This is a genomic window from Prevotella sp. P5-108 (assembly GCF_002251385.1).
In the GTDB taxonomy this organism is placed as follows: Bacteria; Bacteroidota; Bacteroidia; order Bacteroidales; family Bacteroidaceae; genus Prevotella.
In genome coordinates this window covers 13,963-38,022 of sequence record NZ_NPJJ01000030.1, presented here as the reverse complement: position 1 = coordinate 38,022, position 24,060 = coordinate 13,963, and the positions used below count along the sequence as shown (strand labels likewise).

The 24,060-nt window shown below is 51.0% G+C and carries 18 protein-coding genes; 4 read left to right on the top strand and 14 right to left on the bottom strand.

Features of this window, described 5'->3' with window-relative positions:
- Positions 1-2 precede the first annotated feature (2 nt).
- Complete coding sequence (locus CIK95_RS05275) at positions 3-3,773, bottom strand: DUF4922 domain-containing protein (protein WP_094466491.1); 3,771 nt, start codon at positions 3,771-3,773, stop codon at positions 3-5.
- Positions 3,774-3,892: 119 nt separating this feature from the next.
- Entirely contained in the window at positions 3,893-5,719 is a 1,827-nt protein-coding gene (locus tag CIK95_RS05270) for an SLC13 family permease (RefSeq protein ID WP_094466466.1), read from the bottom strand.
- 139 nt (positions 5,720-5,858) lie between these two features.
- Between CIK95_RS05270 and CIK95_RS12795 the strand changes: the two genes are divergently transcribed.
- On the top strand, positions 5,859-6,299 hold the full coding sequence (locus CIK95_RS12795; RefSeq protein WP_144007743.1) for a hypothetical protein: 441 nt from the start codon (positions 5,859-5,861) through the stop codon (positions 6,297-6,299).
- Here the strand turns inward: CIK95_RS12795 and CIK95_RS05260 are convergent.
- Positions 6,276-7,370: a hypothetical protein gene (locus CIK95_RS05260; protein WP_022310885.1), complete on the bottom strand. Its 1,095-nt coding sequence runs from the start codon at positions 7,368-7,370 to the stop codon at positions 6,276-6,278. The two genes, CIK95_RS12795 and CIK95_RS05260, sit on opposite strands and share 24 nt — an antisense overlap.
- A gap of 251 nt (positions 7,371-7,621) precedes the next feature.
- Here CIK95_RS05260 and CIK95_RS05255 point away from each other — a divergent pair, with 251 nt between their 5' ends.
- Positions 7,622-9,202 (top strand): capsule assembly Wzi family protein, encoded by a 1,581-nt coding sequence (locus tag CIK95_RS05255; RefSeq protein WP_094466464.1) that lies wholly within the window; start codon positions 7,622-7,624, stop codon positions 9,200-9,202.
- Positions 9,199-9,660, top strand: coding sequence for a lipocalin-like domain-containing protein (locus CIK95_RS05250; protein WP_094466463.1), 462 nt, complete (start codon positions 9,199-9,201; stop codon positions 9,658-9,660). The genes CIK95_RS05255 and CIK95_RS05250 overlap by 4 nt, the downstream gene beginning before the upstream one ends.
- A gap of 135 nt (positions 9,661-9,795) precedes the next feature.
- On the opposite strand, the gene CIK95_RS05245 is transcribed toward CIK95_RS05250, so the two are convergent.
- The gene (locus CIK95_RS05245; RefSeq protein ID WP_094466462.1) at positions 9,796-10,884 is read right to left on the bottom strand and encodes a glycosyltransferase family 4 protein; all 1,089 of its coding nucleotides are present in this window, start codon (positions 10,882-10,884) and stop codon (positions 9,796-9,798) included.
- A 119-nt stretch (positions 10,885-11,003) separates the two neighbouring features.
- Between CIK95_RS05245 and CIK95_RS05240 the strand changes: the two genes are divergently transcribed.
- The gene (locus tag CIK95_RS05240; RefSeq protein WP_094388622.1) at positions 11,004-11,762 is read left to right on the top strand and encodes a glycosyltransferase family 2 protein; all 759 of its coding nucleotides are present in this window, start codon (positions 11,004-11,006) and stop codon (positions 11,760-11,762) included.
- An 8-nt stretch (positions 11,763-11,770) separates the two neighbouring features.
- Here CIK95_RS05240 and CIK95_RS05235 read toward each other — a convergent pair whose 3' ends face one another.
- The 10 genes from CIK95_RS05235 to CIK95_RS13440 form a co-directional block, all read right to left on the bottom strand.
- The gene (locus tag CIK95_RS05235; protein ID WP_094423257.1) at positions 11,771-12,988 is read right to left on the bottom strand and encodes a glycosyltransferase; all 1,218 of its coding nucleotides are present in this window, start codon (positions 12,986-12,988) and stop codon (positions 11,771-11,773) included.
- Between the two features lies 1 nt (position 12,989).
- Positions 12,990-13,877 (bottom strand): ATP-grasp fold amidoligase family protein, encoded by an 888-nt coding sequence (locus CIK95_RS05230; protein ID WP_158215096.1) that lies wholly within the window; start codon positions 13,875-13,877, stop codon positions 12,990-12,992.
- 4 nt (positions 13,878-13,881) lie between these two features.
- Complete coding sequence (locus tag CIK95_RS05225; protein ID WP_094388663.1) at positions 13,882-14,664, bottom strand: polysaccharide deacetylase family protein; 783 nt, start codon at positions 14,662-14,664, stop codon at positions 13,882-13,884.
- 7 nt (positions 14,665-14,671) lie between these two features.
- Positions 14,672-15,781 (bottom strand): glycosyltransferase family 4 protein, encoded by a 1,110-nt coding sequence (locus CIK95_RS05220; protein WP_094388619.1) that lies wholly within the window; start codon positions 15,779-15,781, stop codon positions 14,672-14,674.
- Between the two features lie 7 nt (positions 15,782-15,788).
- Entirely contained in the window at positions 15,789-16,955 is a 1,167-nt protein-coding gene (locus CIK95_RS05215; protein WP_144007741.1) for an O-antigen ligase, read from the bottom strand.
- Complete coding sequence (locus CIK95_RS05210) at positions 16,948-18,267, bottom strand: oligosaccharide flippase family protein (protein ID WP_094388617.1); 1,320 nt, start codon at positions 18,265-18,267, stop codon at positions 16,948-16,950. Before CIK95_RS05210 ends, CIK95_RS05215 begins: the two co-directional genes overlap by 8 nt.
- 12 nt (positions 18,268-18,279) lie before the next feature.
- On the bottom strand, positions 18,280-19,335 hold the full coding sequence (locus CIK95_RS05205; RefSeq protein WP_094388616.1) for a GNVR domain-containing protein: 1,056 nt from the start codon (positions 19,333-19,335) through the stop codon (positions 18,280-18,282).
- Positions 19,336-19,348: 13 nt separating this feature from the next.
- Positions 19,349-21,856 (bottom strand): polysaccharide biosynthesis/export family protein, encoded by a 2,508-nt coding sequence (locus CIK95_RS05200; protein WP_094466459.1) that lies wholly within the window; start codon positions 21,854-21,856, stop codon positions 19,349-19,351.
- Positions 21,857-21,863: 7 nt separating this feature from the next.
- The gene (locus CIK95_RS05195) at positions 21,864-22,484 is read right to left on the bottom strand and encodes a sugar transferase (protein WP_094466458.1); all 621 of its coding nucleotides are present in this window, start codon (positions 22,482-22,484) and stop codon (positions 21,864-21,866) included.
- 194 nt (positions 22,485-22,678) lie between these two features.
- Complete coding sequence (locus CIK95_RS13440; protein ID WP_158214752.1) at positions 22,679-23,956, bottom strand: leucine-rich repeat domain-containing protein; 1,278 nt, start codon at positions 23,954-23,956, stop codon at positions 22,679-22,681.
- Between the last annotated feature and the right edge of the window lie 104 nt (positions 23,957-24,060).

The window sequence follows — 24,060 nt, the reverse complement described above, 5'->3', positions numbered from 1 at the left end:
TTTTAGTATATCTTCTTGATTTCGGCACCACGATAGTAGTGGAGCAGTATCTTGTCATAGCTGTAGCCCTGTTCGCTCATGACGGCGGCGCCTATCTGGCAGAGGCCGACGCCATGACCCCAGCCTGCGCCGAGGATGTCGAAGCGCTCGGGCACACCATCGATGTCGCCGTGGGGTTCAACCACAAAGGCCGAACTGTAGAGGTGGCTCTCGCTGAGCGTACGGCGTATCTCGAGTTCCTTGCCGATGATGTACTGGCGCTTGGTGCCCACGATGCGCAGACGCGAGATGCGTCCGCTGGCGCCACGCTCCAGAGGCTCGAGCGCCACGATGTCGCCCATATCCATCTTCAGACGGTTGGCTATCAGTTTCTTCAGCTCCTGTTGAGAGTAGCTCACGCGCCAGCGGTAGAAGTCTTTGGTCTCCTGGTCATAGTCGTTGAGCACTTGAGAGAGTATGGTGGCGTCGGTGGTGTTGCAGAATGCGGCTGGGCTTTGCCTTATCCATGCCTCGGCGTTGGCCTCTATGGTCAGGTCTGGCTCTACAGCGCCGGTCTCCACGCCCTCGGCATTGTCGCGTACCGCCATGAGATAAGGTTTGTCTATATCCTCCCAGCAGTAACGGTAGCGTTCGGTGATGCCGCCACAACACTTGGAGAAGCGGGCATCGCATATCTCGCCGTCGTGTTGCAGTATCTGTCCGCCGGTGGCAGCCACAGCTTGTCGGGCCTTGTCGCTGGTCTCGCGGGTGATGCCCTGGTAGCGCTGGCAGTGGTCGTCGGCACACACGTCAAAGATGGTGTGGTCTTCGCGGTCATACCAGCGGGTGAGTTCATCATCGGTCTTGGTGAAGGAGAAGAATCCCGAACCGCTCTTGCCGTCCATCTGCTGGCGCTTGTGCATCTGCGCGAGCAGCCAAGAGCGCGATATCACCGCGTGGGCTTTCAGCAGTTCGATATTGGATGTGGCGCTCATCTCGCTCGATATGACGCTCTCCAAGTAGCGTTCCACGGGCAGTTCGTTGATGGCACATATCTTGTCTTCCTCGACCACCAGTCTCAGCGTGCCGGCAAACACTTGCGTCTCGGTGCGCTCCCAGTGGAAGTTGACGCCGATGGTCACGTCGCTGAGGGCAAACGACGCATCCTCATGCTGTGGATGGAAGGTAAGTTGGCTGTACAGGTTGCCGTTCCAACTGATGCCGCCCTCGGCGAACTCCACTTCCTGTCTGCCCTCAATCTGCTGGCCCTTGGCCATATAAGGGCGGTTGAGGTCGAAGCAGATGCGCTTGGCGCTCACGATGCCTACCGACACCATGGGTTCGGCTGTGGCTTCGGGCTCGGCAACTGCCTCGGCGGCGGCAGTGAGGCGGGCGGTGATGCGTCCGAATTGCTCAGCCCCGACACCACACTCGCGGAGGATGGCTGCTGCTCTGTCGGCGTCGATACGGTCAAAGTCTGTCTGGCGTGGGGTGATGATGAGGCCGGCCATGTCTATAGCTCCCGGGCTGACCAGATACTGGGCGTCGCCCTCGGCCGTGTAGCAGTCGGGACGATGCTTGGCGCGAGGAATGACGACAGTGACGTGGCTCTCGTCCTGCTGCCATGAGATGACGTTCATCATGGGCTCGCCGCTATCCTTGTGGAGAGGCATAGCCTTGTAGATACGGTCAAAGAGAGCCTTGTCGGCGGTGGCGTCGGTGCTGACGATGGCCAGCAGCGGCACCACATATCCGCCCACGGCATAGATATGGTTGTCGTTGTCGTATTCATACACCATCTCTCTGCTGTTGGCCAGCCTTGCCCAGTCGTTCTGCAGCGGCAGAAGGCCAGAGCATACGGCTTGCAGATGAGCGTGGTCGGGGGCAGAAGCTCCACAGTGGGGACCGTTGTAGAATACGGTGAGTTCGGGATAACGCTCTACCATGCGGAATATCTCGCCATAACACGTGCGTATGCGCTGCGGGTTGTGGCGGTTGAGGGGAATGGTAAAGTGGACGGGCAGAATGGGGAAGGGGTTGACCAGCAGCGTGAAGTCGTTGTCCAGGCGCTTGGCCATCTGCTCCTGCGGACGGTTGTCGGCGCAGAGGAAGCAGGGCCGATGGGCTATGCTGCGGGCATCGATGCGCGCACCGGTAGAGACCATGCGGGCAGGGTTGAACTGCACCTGCAGCAGCGTGTCGCCGCTACAGAGGCTGTGCTGCTCTACATGGTTGAGGTCGCGGAAACGCTGGCGGGCGTCGCTCCAGAGCTCCAGCTGGCGGTCAATGAAGCGGTTGAGCTCGCGGCAGTTGCCCTCGGGCTGGCTGTTCAGCTGCTGGCGGGCTTCGAGCTCGATGGTGCGCAGCCGGTCTTTATAGAGATTGTTGGCATTCTGGCGTTCTATGCTGAGGGCGGCGTCTGAGTTGCCCTCCCAACGGCGGCAGAGATAGAGTTCGTCGTAGATGCGGCCTATGCGGTAGCGGCGGCTGATGGCCAGACCCATAGCATAGTCCTCGCCATAACTGGTATTGGGGAAGCGTATCTCTCTGACCACGGGGGTGAAGAAGGCGCGAGGCGCCCCGAGCCCATTGATGCGCAGCGTATTGTTGGGCCCGTTGTGGTCTGTCCATTCCCGGTGGTCTATGATGCCCGGTGGCAGGGTGTTGAGGGCAAAGTCGCACATGCGGTAGGCGCCGATGACCATGGCGGCAGGCTGCTGGCGGAACTCATCGACCACGCGCTGCAGCGTGGAGGGCGAGGCATAGAGATCGTCGCTGTCCAGCTGTACGGCGAAGCGGCCGCAGCGGCTGTCATTGACGGCGGCGTTCCAGCATCCGCCGATGCCCAGGTCGTCGCGTTCGGGGATGAGGTGTATCAGTCTGTGGTCGCTGCGCGCCAGGTCATTCAGTATCTCGGTGGTGCCGTCGGTAGAGTGGTTGTCGACCACGATGACGTTGTAGTCAAACCGTGTCTGCTGGGCCAGAGCCGACCCCACGGCGTCGGCAATGGTGCGACAGCGGTTGTAGACGGGGATGACCACCGAGGCTTCGACGTCGAAGTCCTGCTCGTCCAGGTCTACAGGCTCGTAGCGATGGGTGTCTACTATCGCGCCCACAGCTTCGAGATGCCGGGTGGCTGCATCCTCCATCTCTATCTGGCGGTCGCGGTTGCGCGGGTCTACATAGTCAAACTGGCGCACACCGCTGGCGCGGCTGTCGGTCTGCTGCTGGGTGTAGAGATACTCGTTGAGGTGGGTGATGGCGGCTTGGCGCGAGATGTAGAGGCGCAGGTCGTACCACGCAGCCCATCGGTAGTCGGGGGCGGCGGGCTGCTGGGCCATATAGCCCTTGAGCAGCGCCGTGCTCACGAGCACAGCCGGTCCGAAGTCGAAGTCGTCGCGCAGCGCACCCTTCTGATAGTCTATCGCGGGGTGTGCCACCAGTTTGCCGTCGGCGGTAGCCATGCGGCTGTCGGCATAGACCATGCCCGCGCCGGTGTCGGCTGCCGTCTCCACCATGCGCTCTATGGCGTGGTCGCCCCATAGGATGGGCTGGGCCTTGAGCGTGAGCAGCACGTAGGGTGCCGTGGCACGGCGAGCTATCTCTGCCAGCGTGGCTGTCGACGTGAGCGACTCTGTTTCGATTACTTGTGCTTGGGGATATGCCTGTGCTGTCTGCGGCTCTATCATCAGGGTGATGTCTCTTACCGAGACGCTCCGTGAGAGGGTCTCTATCGTCGCCTCGGCGTCGCCAGCCGAAGCAATGGCTACAAAACAGTCTATCTGGTTTCTCATCATTTCTGTTTCTTATATATTAACAATATGTAAAGGTCGTATTTTTCGCCGAATTAAGCAAATTTTCGCGGCTAAAAAATACGACCTCGGTCAATATTGTGGCTCTGATGAGCACAGCGTCAAGCAAAGGGGAAGAGCAGGGGCAGTATGAAGGTCATCACGATGCCTATGATAATCTGCAGAGGCAGACCCACCCACACGTAGTCCATGAAGGTGTAGCGGCCCGCCTTCATCACCAGCGCGTTGGGCGGTGTGGAGAACGGCGAGGCAAAGCACATGCTCGCGCCCAGCGTCACGGCAAACATGAAGGAGTAGGGGCTCACGCCGGTCTGGGTAGCGGCAGCCATGGCTATGGGTGCCATGAGCACCGCCGTGGCGGTATTGCTGATAAACATGGTCATGAGCGATGTGGTGAAGTAGATGCCTGCCAGCAGGGCGTAAGGCCCGATGGCGCCCAGGCTGCTCACCAGATTTTCTGACACGATACTCGACACGCCCGTCTTCTCCAGTGCTATCGACATGGGCATCATGGCGGCTATCAGGATGATGCTCTCCCAGTTGATGGTCTTGTAGGCGGCGTCGACGCTGCGGAAACAGCCCGAGAAGACCATGAGCAGTCCAGCCATGACCACGGCGATGACGGGGCTCACGGGGATGAAGTCGAACACCATGACCAGTATCATCAGCAGCATGATGGCTGCCGCCACGGGTGCCTTGAAGTCGAGCGACACCTTCTCCATCTGCTTGTCGGGGCGTCCCAGCACCACCCAGTTCTCGTTCTCGTGGTTCATCTGCATAATCTTGTCCCACTGGCCTTGCACGAGCAGTATGTCGCCATTGCGCAGACGGTGGTCGCTCAGCTCTTCCTTGATATAGTTTTCGTCGCGGCGTATGCTGAGGATGTTTACCGAATAGTCTTCGCGCAGTCGGGAGTCGCGTATGCGCACTCCGGTGAGCCGCGAGGTGGGCAGAACGATGATTTCGGAGATGCCGATGTCGTAGAAGTCCAGTCGGGTGGTCTTCATCCTTATCAGGTGATAGTCGCTGGCAAACCGCTCCATGGCATCCTTGTCGCCATAGAGGTAGAGTATGTCGCCCTGGGCGATGATGGTGTCTGCCCACGCCATACTCTGGCGTATGTCCATGCCGAGGGCCTTCTTCTTCTCGTTGCGTATCTCGAGTATGGTGAGTCCATACCTGTTCTGCAGGTCGAGCTGCTGCACACACATGCCTGCGAGCCCGTTGTTCTTGTAGCCCACACGCAACTTGTACAGATTGTCGTGCAGCTGGTACTGCTCGGCCAGGTCGTTGAGCGTCTTGCCGGCAGTTCCCTTGTGGTGCTTGCCCTTCTTCTTGATGAGCAGCAGACTCATGGGCAGCAGCACGGCTATGCCCAAGGCTATCACTATCAGACCGATGGGGAGGAAGGTGAAGAATCCGAGCGGTGCGAAGCCATGCTCTTCGAGGGTCTCGCTGATTACAAGGTTGGGGGGCGTACCTATCAGGGTGAGCATGCCGCCGAGGCTGCCCGCAAAGGCCACCGGCATGAGCAGACGCGAAGAGCGTATGCCCGAACTGGCTGCCATGCTCATGATGATGGGCATCATGATGGCCACGGTGCCGGTGTTGCTCACAAAGGCGCCGATGAACGAGGTGGCGAGGACCACATAGATGAAGGCGCGCGTCTCGTTGCCCTTGGCCATGCGCGATATGCTGTTGCCTGCCGACTGGGCAAGACCCGTCTGCAGGATGGCGCCGCCCACGACGAAGAGGCCGGCCATCATAATGACTATGGGAGAAGAAAAACCGCTTAATGCTTCGCTGGTGTTAAGAACTCCGGTAGCGGTAAGTACCATCAGGGCCGACAGGGCTACGACATCGCCACGTACGCGTCCCCAGACAAACATGGCTATAGTTACAATCAGAACAATTATAGTTATGGTCATGAATCAAACACAGATTAGTGGAATACAAATATACAATAATCCCGCCACAATCACGAACGCCGCCAGGGCGATGGCGTCTGATTTAATAAAACCTTAATAAGTTTTAGCAATTATTATTGTTTGGCTTGCGGTGACGGTCGTGACGGCGGCGAAGGTTGGCGTTGTCTCTTCTGCGTCTGTTTTTATCTCTCTGGTGACGGACATCATCTCGCTCATTTCAGATGTCATCTTTCCGGTGGTGAATGTCATCCCTTCTGCGTCGGATGTCATCTTTTCGGTGGTGAATTTCATCCCTTCTGCGTCGGATGTCATCTCGCCAGTGATGCCGTTAAAGATGATTTCAGGGTTTGAAACGGTGATTTCACGCTTGGATATTATCGTTGCAGACACTGAAATCACCATTTCATGCCTTGCAATTGTCCTGAAGGGCCTTTCCCCGAACTTGCGGATGGTCGGCGTGGGCACCAATAAAAACTCTCTCCCGCTGGGGCTGGCATCGTGTGCCGTGTTGACCCCAGGGGAGAGAGTGACTTATTTTACTAATAACGCTATGTCTTTATCTGTGGCCACCGCCGAATGAACCACCGCCAGAACGGCTGCTTGAAGAGTGGCTGCCGCCAAAGGAGCCTCCTGCACGACTGCTGCCGCCACCGCGGTTGCCACCGCCGAAGGAGCTGCTGTTGCTGCTGCCACCCGAGCGTCCGCCGAAGCTGCTGCCCGAAGAGCGAGAGGGCTGCGAGGTGGATGGAGAGAAAGTGCGGCTGGGCTGGCTATTGGCGCGTCCGCCGAACGAGGGCGAGTTGTAGTCGCTGGAGCGGCGCTCTACGGTGGTGCGGGTCGAGCTGCGCACGCCTCCGTCGGCTCGGCTGCCGAATGTACGGTTGCTGCCGCTCACGCCCGAAGACTGCCGGTTGGCTCGTCCGCCAAACGAAGAGCTGCTGCTGTTGCGGTTGTACATCGGGTCGCTCTGCTGCGAGGCACGGCTGCCAAACGAGCGGTTGCTGCTGGAAGCGCCGGCAGACTGCTGATTGGCACGTCCGCCAAAGCTGCGGTTGGCATTCTCACGATTTATGTTGGATGAATTGTTGTTGCGTCCGCCAAAGGAGCGAGTGCCGTTGCCGAATTCGCCGCGGTCAAATCTGTCGCGCATACCGAAGCTCCTGCCGTTGTCACGATTGATGTGTCCGGCAAAACTGCGTCCGCGATACCAGCTGCGGTTGCCGTTGTTGTGCCAGCTGTGTCCGCCGCGATATACGGTGACAAAGTGGGGACAACCGAAGTAGTAATAGTCACGGTGGGGGTAGCGGGCGTAGATGCCGAAGTGCCAGTAGTAACCGTCCCAGCTGAGCGGGCGGTAGAAGTAGTGGGCGGCGCAGAAAGCCCGGTACTGCCAGTCGAGGAGTATGTAACTCAGGTCCATATTGCGACGGGTCCAATAGACTCCGTAGAGGTCGTCATAAGTATTGATACCCATCAGATAGTCAAGGTTTATCTCGTAGGCAGCCTCATACTGAGCGTCGTTGAGATTGAGCTCGTAAGCCATCTTGTCTGTCAGGAACAGAGCCTGCTCGCGTGCCTGACTGTAACTCATTGCGCTGGCTGAAACGACCATTGTCATCATTGCCATCAGGGTGAATATATACTTTTTCATAATCGTAAGGATTTAGTTGTTTACTTTATCTGGTGCAAAGAAACAAAGAAAAAGCAAGGTGACAAAGGGTTTTTCCCTAAAGAGGGGGAGGAAAATCCCTACAATGCCGTATCGTTATCCCCGAGGTGGCTGCGGCTGGCGCAGGGATGACTGGAGCAGGGCGGGAGAGGAGATGGGCTTTTTTCGGGTTGGTTATAATAAATGTCGGGTCTGTGCGTTATATATATAATAAGGTGAAAAAATATCCACAGATGAAGATACTAAGACTTATAGTGGCGCTGATGCTGCCTGTGGCTGCCCATGCCCAGTATGTCTGGCAGGACGGCGCCGAGGCAGGTCGTCTTGACCTCTCTCGCGATGCCTCATGGCAGGTGGAAATGCAGGGCGGCTATGCCAAGGGCAAGACTCCGCTATGGCTCAATGCCAACCGTTATGGTCTGAGCACGCTGGACCGCGGCAATGGCTATCTGCGTGCCAGCGTGGTGCGCCCGTTGCAGGCAGACTCTGCCCGCCGCTGGGGTGTGGGCTATGGCCTCGACCTCGTGGGTGGTGTCAATTATGGCACCAACCCCATCGTGCAGCAGGCTTACGCCGAGGTGCGCTGGCTGCATGGTGTGCTCACCGTGGGCAGCAAAGAGTATGGCATGGAACTCAAGAACAACCGGCTCAGCAGTGGTTCGCAGACGCTGGGCATCAATGCGCGTCCCGTTCCCCAGGTGAGAGTGGCTATTCCCGAGTATTGGACGCTGCCCTTCGGTGGTGGCTGGCTGCAGCTCAAGGGTCATATCGCCTATGGCATGATGACCGATGACAACTGGCAGCATGATTTCACTCATTGTAAGACCGACTATACCGACCATCTGCTCTATCACAGCAAGGCGGGGTATCTGCGTATAGGCAAGGACGAAGACCTCTATCCCCTGTCATTGGAACTGGGGTTGGAGATGGGCGCCCAGTTTGGCGGTACTACCCACAAGCCCGAAGGGAGCGATGACATCAAACTGATCAAGGGCAAGACGGGACTGCGCTCGTTCTGGAATGCCTTTGTCCCTGGTGGTGGCGACGTGGGCGAGGGTGAGTATGCCAATGTCGAGGGCAACCAGCTGGGCAGCTGGCTCATGCGTATCAACTACAACGCCGATACCTGGCGGCTGGGGCTTTACGCCGACCACTTCTTTGAAGACCATTCGGGCATGTTCATGCTCGACTACGACGGCTATGGCGAGGGCGACGAGTATATGGTGAAGAAGGACCGCCGTTTCTATATGTATGACCTCAAGGACATCATGCTCGGTGCTGAACTCAATCTCAAGTACTGCAGCTGGCTTCACAATGTGGTGGTAGAGTATCTCTATACCAAGTATCAGAGTGGCCCTCTCTATCACGACCATACCATGAACATTCCCGACCATATCGCCGGCAACGACGACTACTACAACCACGGCACCTATCCCGGTTGGCAGCACTGGGGTCAGGTAATGGGCAATCCGCTCTATCGCTCGCCCATCTACAATGACAACGGGCGCATCCATGTAGCCAACAATCGGTTTATGGCTTTTCACCTGGGCGTCGATGGCAATGTGACGCGGACGATAGACTATCGTCTGCTTGCCACCTGGCAAGACGGACTGGGCACCTATGACCAGCCATACCTCAAGAAGCGCCACAACGTGAGTTTTCTCGTTGAGGCTGGTTGCCGGCTGAAGCACAACTGGCAGCTGCGTGGTGGCTACGCCATGGACTTCGGTTCGATACTGGGCCACAATGCTGGCGTGCAGTTTACCCTGAGCAAGGGCGGTCTGCTGGAAAAGAATACTAAGAAAAGAAGATGATGAGAAGACATATACTATCCATAATGATGGCAATGGCCCTGGCTATGGGTGTTGCCTCGTGTGAACTGGAGCGCGACCACAACGGCGACCTCGCCGGCTATTGGCACCTGGAACGAGTAGATACGTTGCAGACGGGCGGCGTGAAGGATATGAGCAGAGACCGTGTGTTCTGGGCAGTGCAAGGCAAGTTGCTCTATCTGCGCGATGCCGACCATCCCGACAGTTGCTACTTTATGCGTTTTGTCCACAGCGACGGCTATCTCACCCTTTCCCAGCCCTACTACTATGGCTGGCATCAAGATACGGAAGATGGCGGTGACCATCCCGTAACCGAAGCCCGTTGGCTTTCCCGCTTTGGCATCAATGCACTGGAAGAGAAGTATAATGCCGAGCAGCTCACTGCCTCGCGCATGACGCTGGCGACGGACAGGCTAAGGCTGCATTTCAAGAAGTTCTGATACGTGGCTCTATTACAGCAAAGAGGCGACACACTCGTTAAGTACAGTGTGTCGCCTCTTTGCTTTTAATGTTGTCATGACCCCATGTGCGATAATGACTTGGACAGGCTCCCTGAGTATAAGCGTCGACAGATATTATTCCCTTTTGCTTATCCTGTAATTGAGTGCCAGATTATACGCCGTATAGAGTGTGATGTCTATCAATACCACTCCCGTGATGCCCATTAGGGGGAATAGCCATAGATTGAGCGGAATGTAGAACAGTGCCAGTGCCAGTATAGCACATAAAGCCTGGTGCATGGTGCATCCCGCGCGCATCAATTTGTGATGGATGTGGCTCTTGTCAGCCGAAAATAGGGGAGAATGATGATGCAGGCGGTGCAGGATAACTCTGACGACATCGAATACAGGGATAATAAGTAGTGTATAAGCCAACAGCAGACGATGGGCATCGACGGGCATGGCATGGCCATTGACCATCACAAACTTGATGACCAGGAAACTGAGCAGGAAGCCCAGGGTAAGGCTGCCGCTGTCGCCCATGAATATCTTGCGGTTCTTCTCGGCCTTGCCAAACAGGTTGAAGTACAGATAGGGAATGAGTACTCCAGCCATGCCGGCTATGATGATGCAGTAGGAGTTGAGTCCCTGCTGGTCATAGCCATACAGGAGTCCTAACAGCGCAATAAGCGAAAGGCTGGCAGCCAGTCCGTCGATACCATCTATCAGATTGATGGCGTTGCTGATAAACACGATGACAAAGACCGTAAGCAGGGCGCCGATAAAAGCCGGTATCTCGTAGATGCCGCAGAAACCATGCAGATTGTTGATGGTAAGACCGGCAAGGGGCATCAAGGCGGCGGCGACAATCTGGGCGACAAACTTAATGCGGGCACTGAGGCCAAATAGGTCGTCGATGATGCCCACGACATAGATGATGAGCAGGCTGAAGAAGATTATCGTCCACAGGTTGAGCGGTATGCGCTGCTCCAATGCAGGGTCGCTGTCCAAGGTGGATATAGCCACGAGGGCGGCTATCACCATGCTTGGAATGAAGGTAATTCCTCCAAGCCGGGGGATGAGGTTGTGGTGCAACTTGCGGCCGTTGGGAATGTCATAGAGCCCTTTAGCTTTGCAGAAGTTGAGAGTAAGCGGTATAAACAGGAAACCGCAGAGTATGCTGATAATAAATGTACCTATATCGAGTAGTCTATCAATAGCCATTTAATAGTCTTTTTATAAGAATAACCGCATAATGGCAACAATTATTGTGTAAACTCTAAAAAAAAGCAATAAAAAACAGATTATTGAGTTATCAATAAAATGAAGAGACAATAAAAACAATGAGAATAAGTATTGTCACTGTAGCATACAACAGTGCGAAAACTATACAGAAAACGATAACATCGGTATTGGAGCAAAGCTATAATGATATAGAATACATTATAGTTGATGGAGGTTCTACCGATATGACTCTCGATATTATCTCACATTACGAACCGCTTTTTGACGGCCGTATGAAGTGGAAATCTGAAGCAGACAAGGGTATCTATGATGCCATGAATAAAGGTATCAGCATGGCGACGGGTGATGTTGTCGGCTTTCTCAATTCGGACGATTACTACACGTCGTCAACTGTAGTTGAACGGATATGCGATGCTTTTGATTCTGAAAGCACTGATGCTGTCTATGGTGATATTCACTTCATACGCCGTTCTAATCCAGACAAGATAATACGCTATTATTCTTCAAGTAAGTTCAGCCCAGTCTGGTTGCGTTTCGGCTTTATGCCAGCCCATCCATCATTTTATCTACGGCGAAAGAGGTATGAACAGGCTGGAGGATACAGTACGGATTATAGAATCGCCGCAGACTATGAAATGATGGTACGTCTTTTTCATAAATGGCATATTCGGGCAAAATATATCCCCGTAGATTGCGTCACAATGTGTACGGGAGGTGTAAGCACCCGTAATATTCATAGCAAGATAGTGCTATTGAACGAAGATGTAAGGGCTTGTCGTGAAAATGGAGTCTACACCAATATCTTTATGGTGTCCTTGAAGGTGTTGTATAAAATATTTGAATATCGCAGGTGGTGATTTCTCGCTTACTTGTGATGTGACAACAAACTGCAGTAGAGTTTGAAATAATCATGAAATTTCTGTTCGGAATTGAAATTATCTACGATGTGTTGTCTGCATAGTTCTCCGGGAACAGGATTGTGGCTATATAATCGGATACTATCCAGTGCTGCGGAGATGTCGCCTTGGTCAATGACCTTACCAATCTGTTGAGTCAGGGATTCTGAGCTGCCACCGGTGTCGTAGGTTATTACTGGCGTTCCACATGCCAAAGCCTCTAAGTTGGTGGTCGGGAAATTGTCTTCCCAGGTGAGGTTCATATATACATCGGCGATGGAATACAACTTACGCATATCGTCTACATTCTGAGTGCGCTTGATGCCGATGATACCAGTGGGCAACTGCTTGAGCATCTTATCCGTAAGTCCCACCAACACGATGGTGTATTCGTCATCGAGCATGTGTCTCAGCTGGATGAAGTCTTCAAATCCTTTGCGGAACCAGTTAGAGGCTACACCCAAAACAATTTTCTTATCGTGGGGAATGTTGTATTTAGTATATATACCGTCTGTATCTCTGTCTATGTAAAATGTATTGGTGTCAATGCCGTTGTGGATATGATACAAGGGCAGGTCTTTGAGAAAAGACTGCTTGACATCGTTTTGCAGCCATTGGCTTACTGCTATGAGCGTAAGGTTGGGAACAGAACAAAAATAATGTTTCTTCAAAAGATAGTTTCGTTTTGAGCGGTCTAAGATGATGCTTTTAGGATAAGTATCCTTCTGTGGGCAATGTTGGCATAGGGTTTTCCACTTGTCGCATCTGGCAAACATGTAATGTGCGCAATGTCCTGTATATGCCCAACAGTCGTGCAGTGTCCAGACTATGGGTTTGCCTGTCTTGGCCAAATAATCGAAAAGGATGGGATAGTTGAGATAATAACCATGAATGTTGTGAAGATGGATAATATCCGGATTGACAGTTTCTATATAGTCGATGAGCCGTCGAGTGGCTCCGCGTGACATCAGGCCATGGTTATCCATGATGCGTGAGGTAACCCCATGTATCTGTTCGTCGCGTATGCTGCCAATCTGATAGAGCTCTGACTGGCTTGGGTTATACCATCGTCCATAGGCGATGATGCTGCGCCATCCATTGGATAATGCTATCTTTCCTATTCCCTCGGCAATTTTGCCATGAGAGCCCCAGTTGGCTGTAATATTTATTTGTAAGAGTGTGGGCATATTAGAAGTTGGCTTGTGGTACAAATGTGGCTTTGGTCTTCCAATAATAATCTCCCATTTCGTCAAGCGATTCTTGTGACCAGGTATGGAATATGCAACCGGCAGGAGTGAGAGTCATCTCTCCAAAATAGATATGTTCTCCGGTATCATACAAATCTATACGCACCAGTTCAATGCCTTTTGCCAAATCAGAGGCAATACGAACCATTCTATCAAGATTCTTTGGTCTGGCGATAGTATACGAACATCCGTTCTTGTTATAGTTGGGCAGTGGCTTCCAATCCAAAGTAAGAGGCATGTAGTTAGCTTCTCCATCAATTCTGTCAAAGCAGACTAATACGCAGAATGGTTCCCCGTTAATACATATGAATTTGTAGTCTGTTGGGGAAGTTTGGTTGCTGTCGCCTATATATTCTTCACAGATGACCTTACGTGTAATCAGATTATAATGATTCTCTGAACAAGGATAACCTTTACGATTATAAAACCATTTATGCAATAGCGAAGACACTGTCTGATAAGTAAGTGTGTCTTTGTGTTGACAAATGATGTTCATTCCTGCTCCATAATTCATCTTCAGAGCAAATGAATCGGGAAATTTATCGAATTCAGTCTTCGTTATGGGTTTATCCCAAACTCCTAACAGATTGGGAAGAATGTCGGAATGTCCTCTCTCTCTTACGAATTCTCTTACAAGAAACTTGTCTGCCAATTTGTATAACTTCAAAGAGTTACCCTCTAATACATATTTTATCCATATCTCAGACAGGTCTTTAGGATGACTGAAGTGTGGAAGGCGATGGCGATTATGTATATATGCAATGATAAAGAATAATCGGGGGGATATCTTTGAAATCAAATGATTGAGTTTGTCTTTGAGTTCTTTCATCTTTCTATCTTTTATTACAACTGAGGAAATAACGCACATGGCTGATGGGCCAGAATGGTTCGAAGTGGCGTCGGTTGATAACTCTGCCTTCGAAAGAGAAATAATGCTTGTGGTCTGACTGCGAAAAAACATACTTGTAGCAGTTGCAGGCAATATCTATCGCCTGATTGTTGGCCTGTGACAGCTTGCCATAGGGAAACGCAAAGTATTCGCACTCGGTACCCAGCTGATTTTCGATGATATGTTTGCAATCGCATATCTGGTGATGTAGAATATCGCGGTCTTCGCTGTTAATCATAAAGTGGTCCAAAGTATGGGCTCCGATGATATGCCCTCGCTGTGAGAGGTCTTTGATATGATGCCAACGCATGGGATTCTTGCCAGGAGTCATGACAATATTATCATTGAAGTTGCGTATATATTGCTCGTCACCATCCACATAGTTGGGATTGATGAAGAACATGGCGTTGGTGCCAAATTCTTGCAAGAGAGGTGCAAAGAGAGTATAGCATTCCATAAATCCATCATCAAATGTAAAGGCGACAACTGGCTTATCAGGATGCTCTCTGTTGACAATCATCTTGACGGCCTCTTCTATACGTACGAATCTGGCTTGTCCAGACAGTTGGGTTAGCAACCGTCTGAAGGTGTCGGGTTCTATTTCTTTTTCAATGCGATGGCCATTGAGAATATGTATTCCTGGAGCAGGAGTGGCTATGCAGCCCAATGTGCTTAAAACGCAAGAACGAAGCAGGCTTCTGATATTTGCAGTTAGTGATGAATTCATAGTTTTGTTAATCGTTGGTTATTTTCCGTATAATATCCAATTGATAATGGATATTCCATTTGCTGTCGATTTCATCGAAAGCGGCGCTGCGTGTCTGGTTACGTTGGCAATCATTTTGTCCGAGCCATTTCTTTAATACGCGTACCAGGTCATGGGTGTCGTTGTGGTGAAAGAAATCACCTGTTATGCCTGGTTTGATGGCTTCAAATTCAGGGGCTTGGTAAGCAAAGTTGTCATGAGTGATGACAGGGCAGCCAAAACTGAGTGCATGAATGGCTGTGAGCCCTACGTGGCCAGGCGAAACACAAATGGCTGCATCGTAGAACAACTGGCCTAAAACGGTGTCATCGTAACAGGGACCATACATCCAAATCTGTTGGCTGACACCACGCTGCAAGGCATAGCGGTCTACATCCACTTGTTCTGTATCTTTGCCCACGAAGATGATGTTGGCATTTATGCCTTCTGCCTTTAGCTCGACAAGAGCATCGATAAGCATATCCAACTTCTTGATTTTCTGTAATCGCCCACAATATATAATGGTGGGGTCAGAGTTGTTGAAATGTTTTGAGTATATATCTGTTGGGCCAAGTTGCCGCCTGATTTCCATATCTTTGTCAGAGTCCAGCGAGTTGGCTATACACACCATCTTATTTCGGTCTATACCTTCCTGCTCCATCAGGTTGATGGAGTATTCATTATATACCATCAGTTTGGAGTGAAGGGCATAATATAACTTCTTGACAACTCTCTTCACTGCCCCCTCTCTGCCATACCATCCATGTGTCCAGGCTATGGCCTTTTTTCCCATCAGCCGAGCAAGCAAAATGATGACCCAGGACGAAAGGCAGAAAGGCTCACCATCAAGAATGAAATATTTGTAGTGTCCAAATAATGGGCGGAGAGAGCCTTTTTGCCAATAAAACTTGTTGATAAAGATATTGTGCAGCGTCTTCTTATATCCCGTAAGCGCATGATAATCGAAAGTCTTGATTTCAAACTGCAGGCGGTCGCCTATATAGAAGTCTGTATTCAACGCTTCTCCTAAGAGGTTGAATATCGGATATCGGTAATGAGGGCCGATATTGGTAATCATACAGATATTGGATTGCTTCATAATGAAATCACTTGGTTGTAGAGTTGTTGGCTATTTCTCCTTTTTCGTTGTATCTTGAGAGTAGAAAACCATATAACATCCATAGGCTGAAGCATTTGACGCCTGGGCCAAATGGGGGATAGGCTTCAAAGAGTCCATTAAGCAGAAAAGCGATTAGAAGTATATAAGAGGTCAATGCCAATTTGCTTTCGTCTTTGTGCTTTCTTACCTGATAGATGAGGTGTATCACAAAAACAGCAAACAGGGTCAGACCAATGACACCGAACTCAGTCAGAATGTTTAGTGGCAGACAATCAACATAATAATTACCCGAACCTATCCATAGATTTTGTGGAATGAGCTTGAATGCGATTGAAAATGCCAAAAGTCGGTTTGAACTTAATGAGTTGATGTCTGTTGTATCTCGTCCACCAAGGATGATGCCGTTGATGATTAATTCATACAGATTGGCATTGACAAGGATGATTATGGATGCAAGAAGAAACAATGCCACCATCCATCTTTTGGTTTTCTTGCTGCTCAGGTGAGCGAACAGATAATAGATAATGAAAAGGGCGCTTATAAATGTGGCGCGCGACCTCAGCATGACAATCACTATAAAGATGAAAATGCTACTTATCCAGATGACTCTTTGTATGTTTTTGTTGTTGGGCTTGTAAAACATAAACGGCAGGAATATGCAGCACAAGAGTATCTGGCCTATAGAGTTCTTGTCTTCGTAGGCGTATGACTTGCTGGACAAGTCGGCGCTTTGAAGAAAGTTCAGATACAACTCGGCTGAGAGCAGAATACCGCATACTATCATGATGATGCAGATGTTCCGCATTACGGTGTAATTGCCGTAATGCAGCCAATAGTTGTATGACGCCATGGTTATAATGAGAGATATGAATATGTTGTATATGTCTGGGGTAAAATGTTGGTTTCCCGTCAGCACTTGGCAAAAGCCGGCATAAAGCACCATCATAATAATAAAAGCGTAGAAGGGAAACAATCTGTTGCTCAAAAATGATTGAGGGGTTGTCAGCATCAGGAATGAGAAGGGCAAAATCCATACGAGCTTCAGTATCCTGTCTGCACCAGTCTCCAGCATAAATGGCGATTGGGACAGAAGGCTGAATGTTATAGACATGACAAACAGCAGAGTAGCTATATGGAAATTCCAGTTACGCATTCTTTGATGATTGGGTTATCTTGCTTTTCTTATTGATGTAATATTGGGTTATTATGTAAATGACGATAAAGAATATAGCTGTGTATGTCAATGTTATCGTGGCATAATCCCTTGCTGCGTATTGGCCGTCATTCCCTCTTATAACGATGAAGCCGGTGACGACCATTGACAGGTCGCGGATAAATCTGATGGTAAAGAGGGTCCAGGTCTTTCCCAGTGCTATAAGTTCCGAGGTCAATACGTTTGAACAGCATGTAAAGAGGGTTGTCATGACCGAAATCTTCAGCACGGGTTCCATGCCAGTAAACGAGGGGCCGTATATGTTCAGTATCAATGGAGTCGCTATATAGACAGCGATAAGAGGAACGATAGTGCAGCAGATGTTGACTCCTATCATGACATTTACGCTCTTCTTGTGTTTGTTGTAGTCGTCTCCTAAGGCGCTGAGATGGGATAATATTACATTGGATAGGAATGTAGGTACGGTCAGTATGACAGCATACCATAATTCGCTTGCAGTATAAATGCCTACCTCGCCTAAGGTAGCGTATTTGGTGATGATTAATATGCCAAGCCATTTGCTCAGCGCGAATGTAAACTCTTGTAAAGCTATAGGAAGGGAGAACTTGGCAATAGTCCATGAATGCCGACTTCGGGTCTTGAACAACGAATAGTGTGCATGACAGTTGATGCAGTAGGCGTTGTAGACAGCGGCAATCACCTGTGAACAGACCAGCGTTGTCAATGCCCCCGTGATTCCCAAATAATAGGTAAGAGGGATGCATCCAACAATCATGACTACTCCGGAAAGCGTATTGCTATAGGCTATACGCTTGAAGTCGCCGAATCCGGCAAGGATGCCATATTGGGTTGTGCTGATAGCACGGACAATGATGAGCAGTCCTAACGCCTGAAATGTCGAGGCCAATGATGGGGCATTGAGAAATGTGGATAGGGGAGTGGCAAAGACTATCAGCAGCAGGGCGATTGATGCACTGGCTACCGTTGTGATGTCTATCGATGCTTTGACAATGCTGTCTATATCTGCCTTTTGCTTTTCCTTGCTTTCTGCGACAAACTTTGTCGATGAATATCCTAATCCCAATGTGGCAAAAGCCGCGAATTGGAACATCGTTGTCTTGACAAATCCATATTCTCCATACAAGTCCTTTCCAAGCATTCTGGCTATGATGATGCCAGAAAGAAGCATAAGGCCATAGCCAATGCCATTTCCAAAGACGGCCCATGACGAGTCTTTGAAGAAGTTGCTTTTGAAGATGGAATGGATTGTGGATTTAATATGAGAAGCCATAATTGGATGTGGTTACTTTCTGGTAAACAGTCCGACAAACAAGTCCTTGCATATCACGACGGTGGTGACAATCCAACTCAGGATCATCATCAATGCCACAAATATCATGCGCTTGGGGCCGGCGGGGAGCTGGGGAACGGAGGCTTCCTTGATGATGGTGAATGCCGGTGTGTTCTCCTGTACCTTGGCCTGGGCTTGCTGCAACTGGGTGTTCAGCGTGCTGTAGGTGTTGTACTTCAGCTGCATGTCGTTTTCCAAGTCGCTCTGCTTGGCCTTGTAACTCTCCAGTATCACGTCCATGTTGGCATCGGAATAGCTACCGTATATCTGCCGTGCCTTCTCATACTGGTGCTTGGCCTCGGTGGTGAGCTTCTTGTAGTATTCATAGTCAACCTTTGCCTTGTTGGTGCGGTAGCGTGTGATGGCATTCTGCAACTCGGCCATTGCCTTGTCTGCTATCGTGGCCGCAATCAGTGGGTCCTGGTCTTCCACGGTGATGTTGATGACACCTGTCTTGGGGTCTATACCACAGGTTACATTCTTACGTATCGCACCCAATATGTCGTCCTGCTCCTCTGTGAGCCAGAACAGGTTCATGTCTTTTGTAGAGTCTTTGGCCTTCTTGCCGAACAGCTTTTTGGGTAGGTTTTTCAACCAGTTGAATGGCACAGCCAGCAGATATGGCTTCTGATGTTTGAGCAGATAGTCGTAGTAAGTGGTATTGACGCTACCGTCCTTGCTCTTGACCTTGCATTGTGTAAGATTGATGGCAAAGTCGTTGGTGTTGATTAGCGCGGGATACAGGTCGGGGTATATGGCATCGCCCGTAGAACTGTTGCCGAGGTTGAAACCGAATGACGAGGCCAGCGACGACAGGCTGTTCTTGCCCATGATGTCTCCTATCTCGGGAGCCAGCACCACGCTGCTGGTATAGTAACGTGGCACGGGGAATATGATGATACAGGCTACGGCAAAGGTAGCAAGCGACACCTTGAGAAACAGCTTCTTCCTGCTGGTTACTCGTTTGGCGACTACTATGATGTCTATCTGATTATCTCTTTCGTTCATAATGGTTATTGTCTTACTTCAACAGATTGGCGAGCGAGGCTATCATGGTGGCGAGCGAGGCTACCGATGTGCCTATTCCGAGCCACTGGCCTACGGCCGAGGCATTGCGCTTGGGCTTGCTGGGCACCACGATTTCGCATCCGGGGCGTACCTTGGCGTTGTGGGCCACACGACCTACGGTGCCGTTCATATATATAATAATGGTACGGCTCTTCTTGGCGCGCTGGCCGAATCCGCCCGCCTGGTCGATGTAGTATGAGTAGCGGCGCCCCTTCTCGTAGGCCACGGTGTTGGGGAACATCACGTCGCCGCTTATCTTCACCGTTCCGTTGTATTGGGGGATGATGATCTGGTCGCCCTCGCGCAGCACCAGGTCGGCATCGCTTCCGGGGTTGGCCAGCGCTTCAGCCAGTTCGATACCCACGGGATAGGTGTCTGAGAGCAGCAGCAGCGCCACATTGATGGAGTCGCTGTTGGCGCCCTGTCCTGCCAGCAGACGGGTCACGGCCTGCATCTTGATGCGCTCCGATTCGGTGGTGCGGCGCATCAGCCGCGCACCGTTGATATAGGCCAGGTCGGTCACTCCGCCCGCCTTGCGCAGCACGTCGCTCATTCGCTCGTTCTTGTGCGACAGGGTGTAGGTGCCGGCAAACATCACCTCGCCTTCGATGGTCACGTTCTGTGGAGTGGCGTAGCCAGGACTGCGGCGTACATAGATTTCGTCGTAGGGCATGAGGTGGAAGCCGGCCTGTCCGTCGATGACGAACCCGTCGCGCAGTGCCAGACTGTAGGTGCGGGCGATGATGCTGTCGGTCTGGGTGGCTTTGGGGTCGCGTATGCGGCGTGCCACGTCTACCTTGACCGTCGAGGCCTGGTCGTTGAGTCCGCCCGCCTGGAGTATCAGGTCTTCGATGGTCATGTTGGCGGCATAGCGGTAGATGCCTGGATAGTGTACCTCGCCGTGCAGGGTGAGGGTCTGTTCCTGCATCAGCTCCTGGCGTGTGGGCACAAAGAGTATGTCGTTCTTCTGCAGGGCTATGTCGGCTACGCGTCCTTCCATGATGCCGTCTATGTCAACGGGGATGACCTCGAGACTGCGGTCGGCGCGCATGCGGTGCATCACGGCATGGGCGGTGAAGGATTGTTCGGTCACTCCCTCGGCATGCTCGAGCAGCGAGCGCACGCTGGTAATCTCGCCGCCCACCTGGTATTTGCCGGGACGGAATACGGCTCCCTTGACCTCGACCATGTTTTCATAGCGGTTCAGGATAGAGTCGACGGTGATAGAGTCGCCATCGGCGATGTGGAAGGAGTTCATGTCAAACTCACCCACGTTGTAGACCGAGTATTCGCGGCCGGTCTTGCGTATCAGACGCACCGAGCGGGTATAGGCGTCGCCGGTAAACGAGCCGGCATATTTGAGCAGGGTGCCCACGCTCTCGCTCTTCTTCATCTCATAGTACATGGGGCGTTTCACCTTGCCGGTGATGTTGACCAGACAGTCGTAGGGCCCCACCACGATGACGTCGTTGTCGGTGAGGTGGATGTTGCTGGCCTTGCCGTTGAGTATGTAGTCATAGACATCGACATGGGCGATGAGGCGGTTGGCACGGAATATCTTGATGTCGCGCAGCGTACCTATGTCGTTGGGGCCGCCCGCCATGTAGAGTGCATTGAACACGGTGGAGAAGGCCGACAGGATGTAGGTGCCCGGCATGCGCACCTCGCCCATCACGTTGACCATGATGGTCTTGGTCTGTCCCACGGTGAGACGCACCTTCGAGCTCTGGTAGCGGCTGCCCAGCGTCTGGCGCAGTCGGGCATTGGCTTGTGTCACGGTGAGACCGCTTACCTGTACGGGGCCGAAACCTTCGATGGTCACATCGCCGTCGGGCGATACGGTGTATTGGTTGCTCTTCTGCGAGGCACCATAGATGTCTATGATAACGGCGTCGCCCGGACCCAGACGGTAGTCGCTGGGGGTGGCGATGTTCATATTGGGCTCGAAGGTGAGCTTCTTGTTGTTGAAGATGTCGCGGCCGAACACTTTCTTCGTCTTCCGCTCGGCCATCAGCTGCCGGTAGAGGGCAATGGTATCTGTGGGCAGTATGGCCGACAGTTCGCGCTGGAACTCAGCCGTCTGCTCGTCGTCTTCTATCTCTGTGCGCAGATTGTTTTCCTGCTGTATCAGCGTGCTGGTCTGGCTCTTGGCCTGGGCAGCCTTCCTCTTCTCGCCGTTGGCTGTGCGCATACGGCTTTTTGCCTTTTCCACTGCCTGGTCGGCCACTACGCCCATACCTTTATTCTGTATCTGGCGTTCATACTTGTCTCTCACGCGGCGTATCTGCGTGATGTTCACGCCGCGCTGCATCAACTTGGTCACTATCTGTGCCTGCGATGTGCCGGCATTGTGCTCTTTTACCACAAACTGCATTATCTGGTCGTCGGTCATTGACGACTGTGCCGATGTGGTGGCCGCAAAGGCCATGAGTGCGATGAGTAATATAACGTATCTTTTCATATTTCTTTTAGAATTTCCTCCCTATCACGATGCTCAGGGCTGTCTTGATGATAATCTTGGTGTCGAGCCAGAGCGAGCGGTGCTCCAGATAGCTGATGTCCATGTCCAGCCGGCGTAGCATCTTCTCCATTGTGTCGGTGTAACCATTGTAGAGCGTAGCTTCCGACGTGAGTCCGGGCTGCATCTGGTAGATGAGGCTGTAACGCGCATCCTGCTTCATAATCTTGTCTATGTAGTATTTGCGCTCGGGGCGTGGCCCTACCAGCGACATGTCGCCTCTGAGCACATTCCACAACTGTGGCAGCTCGTCGAGATGATGGCCGCGCAGAAACCGCTCAAGTCTTGTCGATGTCAGCTCGTCGCCTTGGGCAATGAGCTGCGGCCCTTCGTTCTCGGCTTCGCTGCTTAGTGTGCGAAACTTGAATATCACAAAGGGCTTGCCGCCTTTTCCTATGCGCACCTGGCGAAAGAAGATGGGGCCATTCTGTTGTTGTCTTATCGACAGCGCCACTGCCAGCATTACGGGCGAGAGAACCACCATGCCCACCATGGCGAACAGGATGTCGGCTGTCCGCTTGATGGCGAGTTCCATTTTGCCCATTCCGTCTGTAGCCTGTTGTTGAGTCATTTGTTGGTTGTCCTACATTATATAATATAATAACTCGTTTTTTGCCGATTTGTTGCATGATAGCCCAATTATTTTTTTGCCATCTTTCATGGCGGTTGCGGTTGCCACCACGTCGTTGTGTATATCTTGTTAGGGTATAGACGGTTATAAAAATGGAAATGGAGGCTGCCTGTGCCTCCATTTCCATTGACCTTTTATCTTACTATGACCTTTTTGACACTACCATCGCTCATGCGGATGATGTTGATACCTTTCTGTTTGTTCTTTAAGCGTTGCCCATTGATAGAATATATGTCGCATTCGTGTGCTTTCCCGGGTGTCGATGGCGTTGCCACACCTACAGTGGCATCGAAATAATGGAGTCTTTTTTCAAGTTTTTTCCATTCGGGATTGCTAAGATATGCATCCTTTGCATCGATAGGAATGTATAGCTCTTCATTGAGATACACATTTTTCAACTTACAAGGTGTGGCAGAATAAAAATAGATATTTGTATGCGAGCTCGAAGAACAAAAAGGGCTACCTTCTAAATCAGGACATCCATATACATGAATGGTTCTGTTCACTCTCTTTCCGTAATCTATCTTAAATGCTCCATCTCCAATATATTTTATGTTTTTGGGAATATATATAGTGGAAAGAGAATCGCATCCTCTAAATGTTTCTTTATATATACTGTCTATTTTTTCGGGGATGTTAATGCTTTTCAGGTGTATAGAAAAGCTGAAAGCAGAGCTTCCCAAATAACTTAAAGAGTTAGGAAGATGGATTTCCTCTAAACGTGAATGATAAAAAGCACCTGCTCCTATGTATTTGACAGAATTAGGAAATGTAATATGAGTGGCATAGGTTCCTTTAAACGACCAATTACTTATGGTGTCAATAGATGCAGTCAAGGGTATTTCCGTTAAACCTGAATTTGCAAAAGAACCATACCCCGTGCTGTGCATGTAGTTGGGTAAATGCACTTTTTTCAAGTTTTCGCAATTCTCGAATATATTCCGAGGAAGCGAGTTTATGTCGTCAATTGTTGCATAGTGTACCAGCATCGTAGGATTGTTTACAGGAGGGAGTTTCTCATAATACCGATATTGGTTTTGCTCTTCATTGTTGCTCATAAGGAGAGTGGCTTCCGACAAATCTATTTCATTCAGCGTGTTGGTATTGTTGTCCTTGTGCCATGCAAGTTTTTTATCCGGAGCATCGTTACCTGGAAAATAATGGGAAAGAAATTTTTGGGAATACATGAATGGAGCCAGATATAGCAAGTCTGAGGAATATATGTTGCCAACAATCTTCAGGCTGGTTATATTAAGAGGTTTGTCGCCCAAGACCTCTTCCAGAGTTCCGGGTTGCTCCATGACTACAGTGAATTGCTGGCTTGGGGAGTTGTCGTCAGCCAGGGCATTGCATGTCAGCGTGATGGCGAACAGGCAGGCAAAAGTGCGTAATGTAAGAAAAAAGTTACTCATAGATGAAATCATTTAAAGTGTTCTGCATGCAAATATAGTTATTTTTTTGATTGCCAACAATTTTTTCCGTTTTTTTCTTGTTGGAATCAACCTTTTTAGTTAGT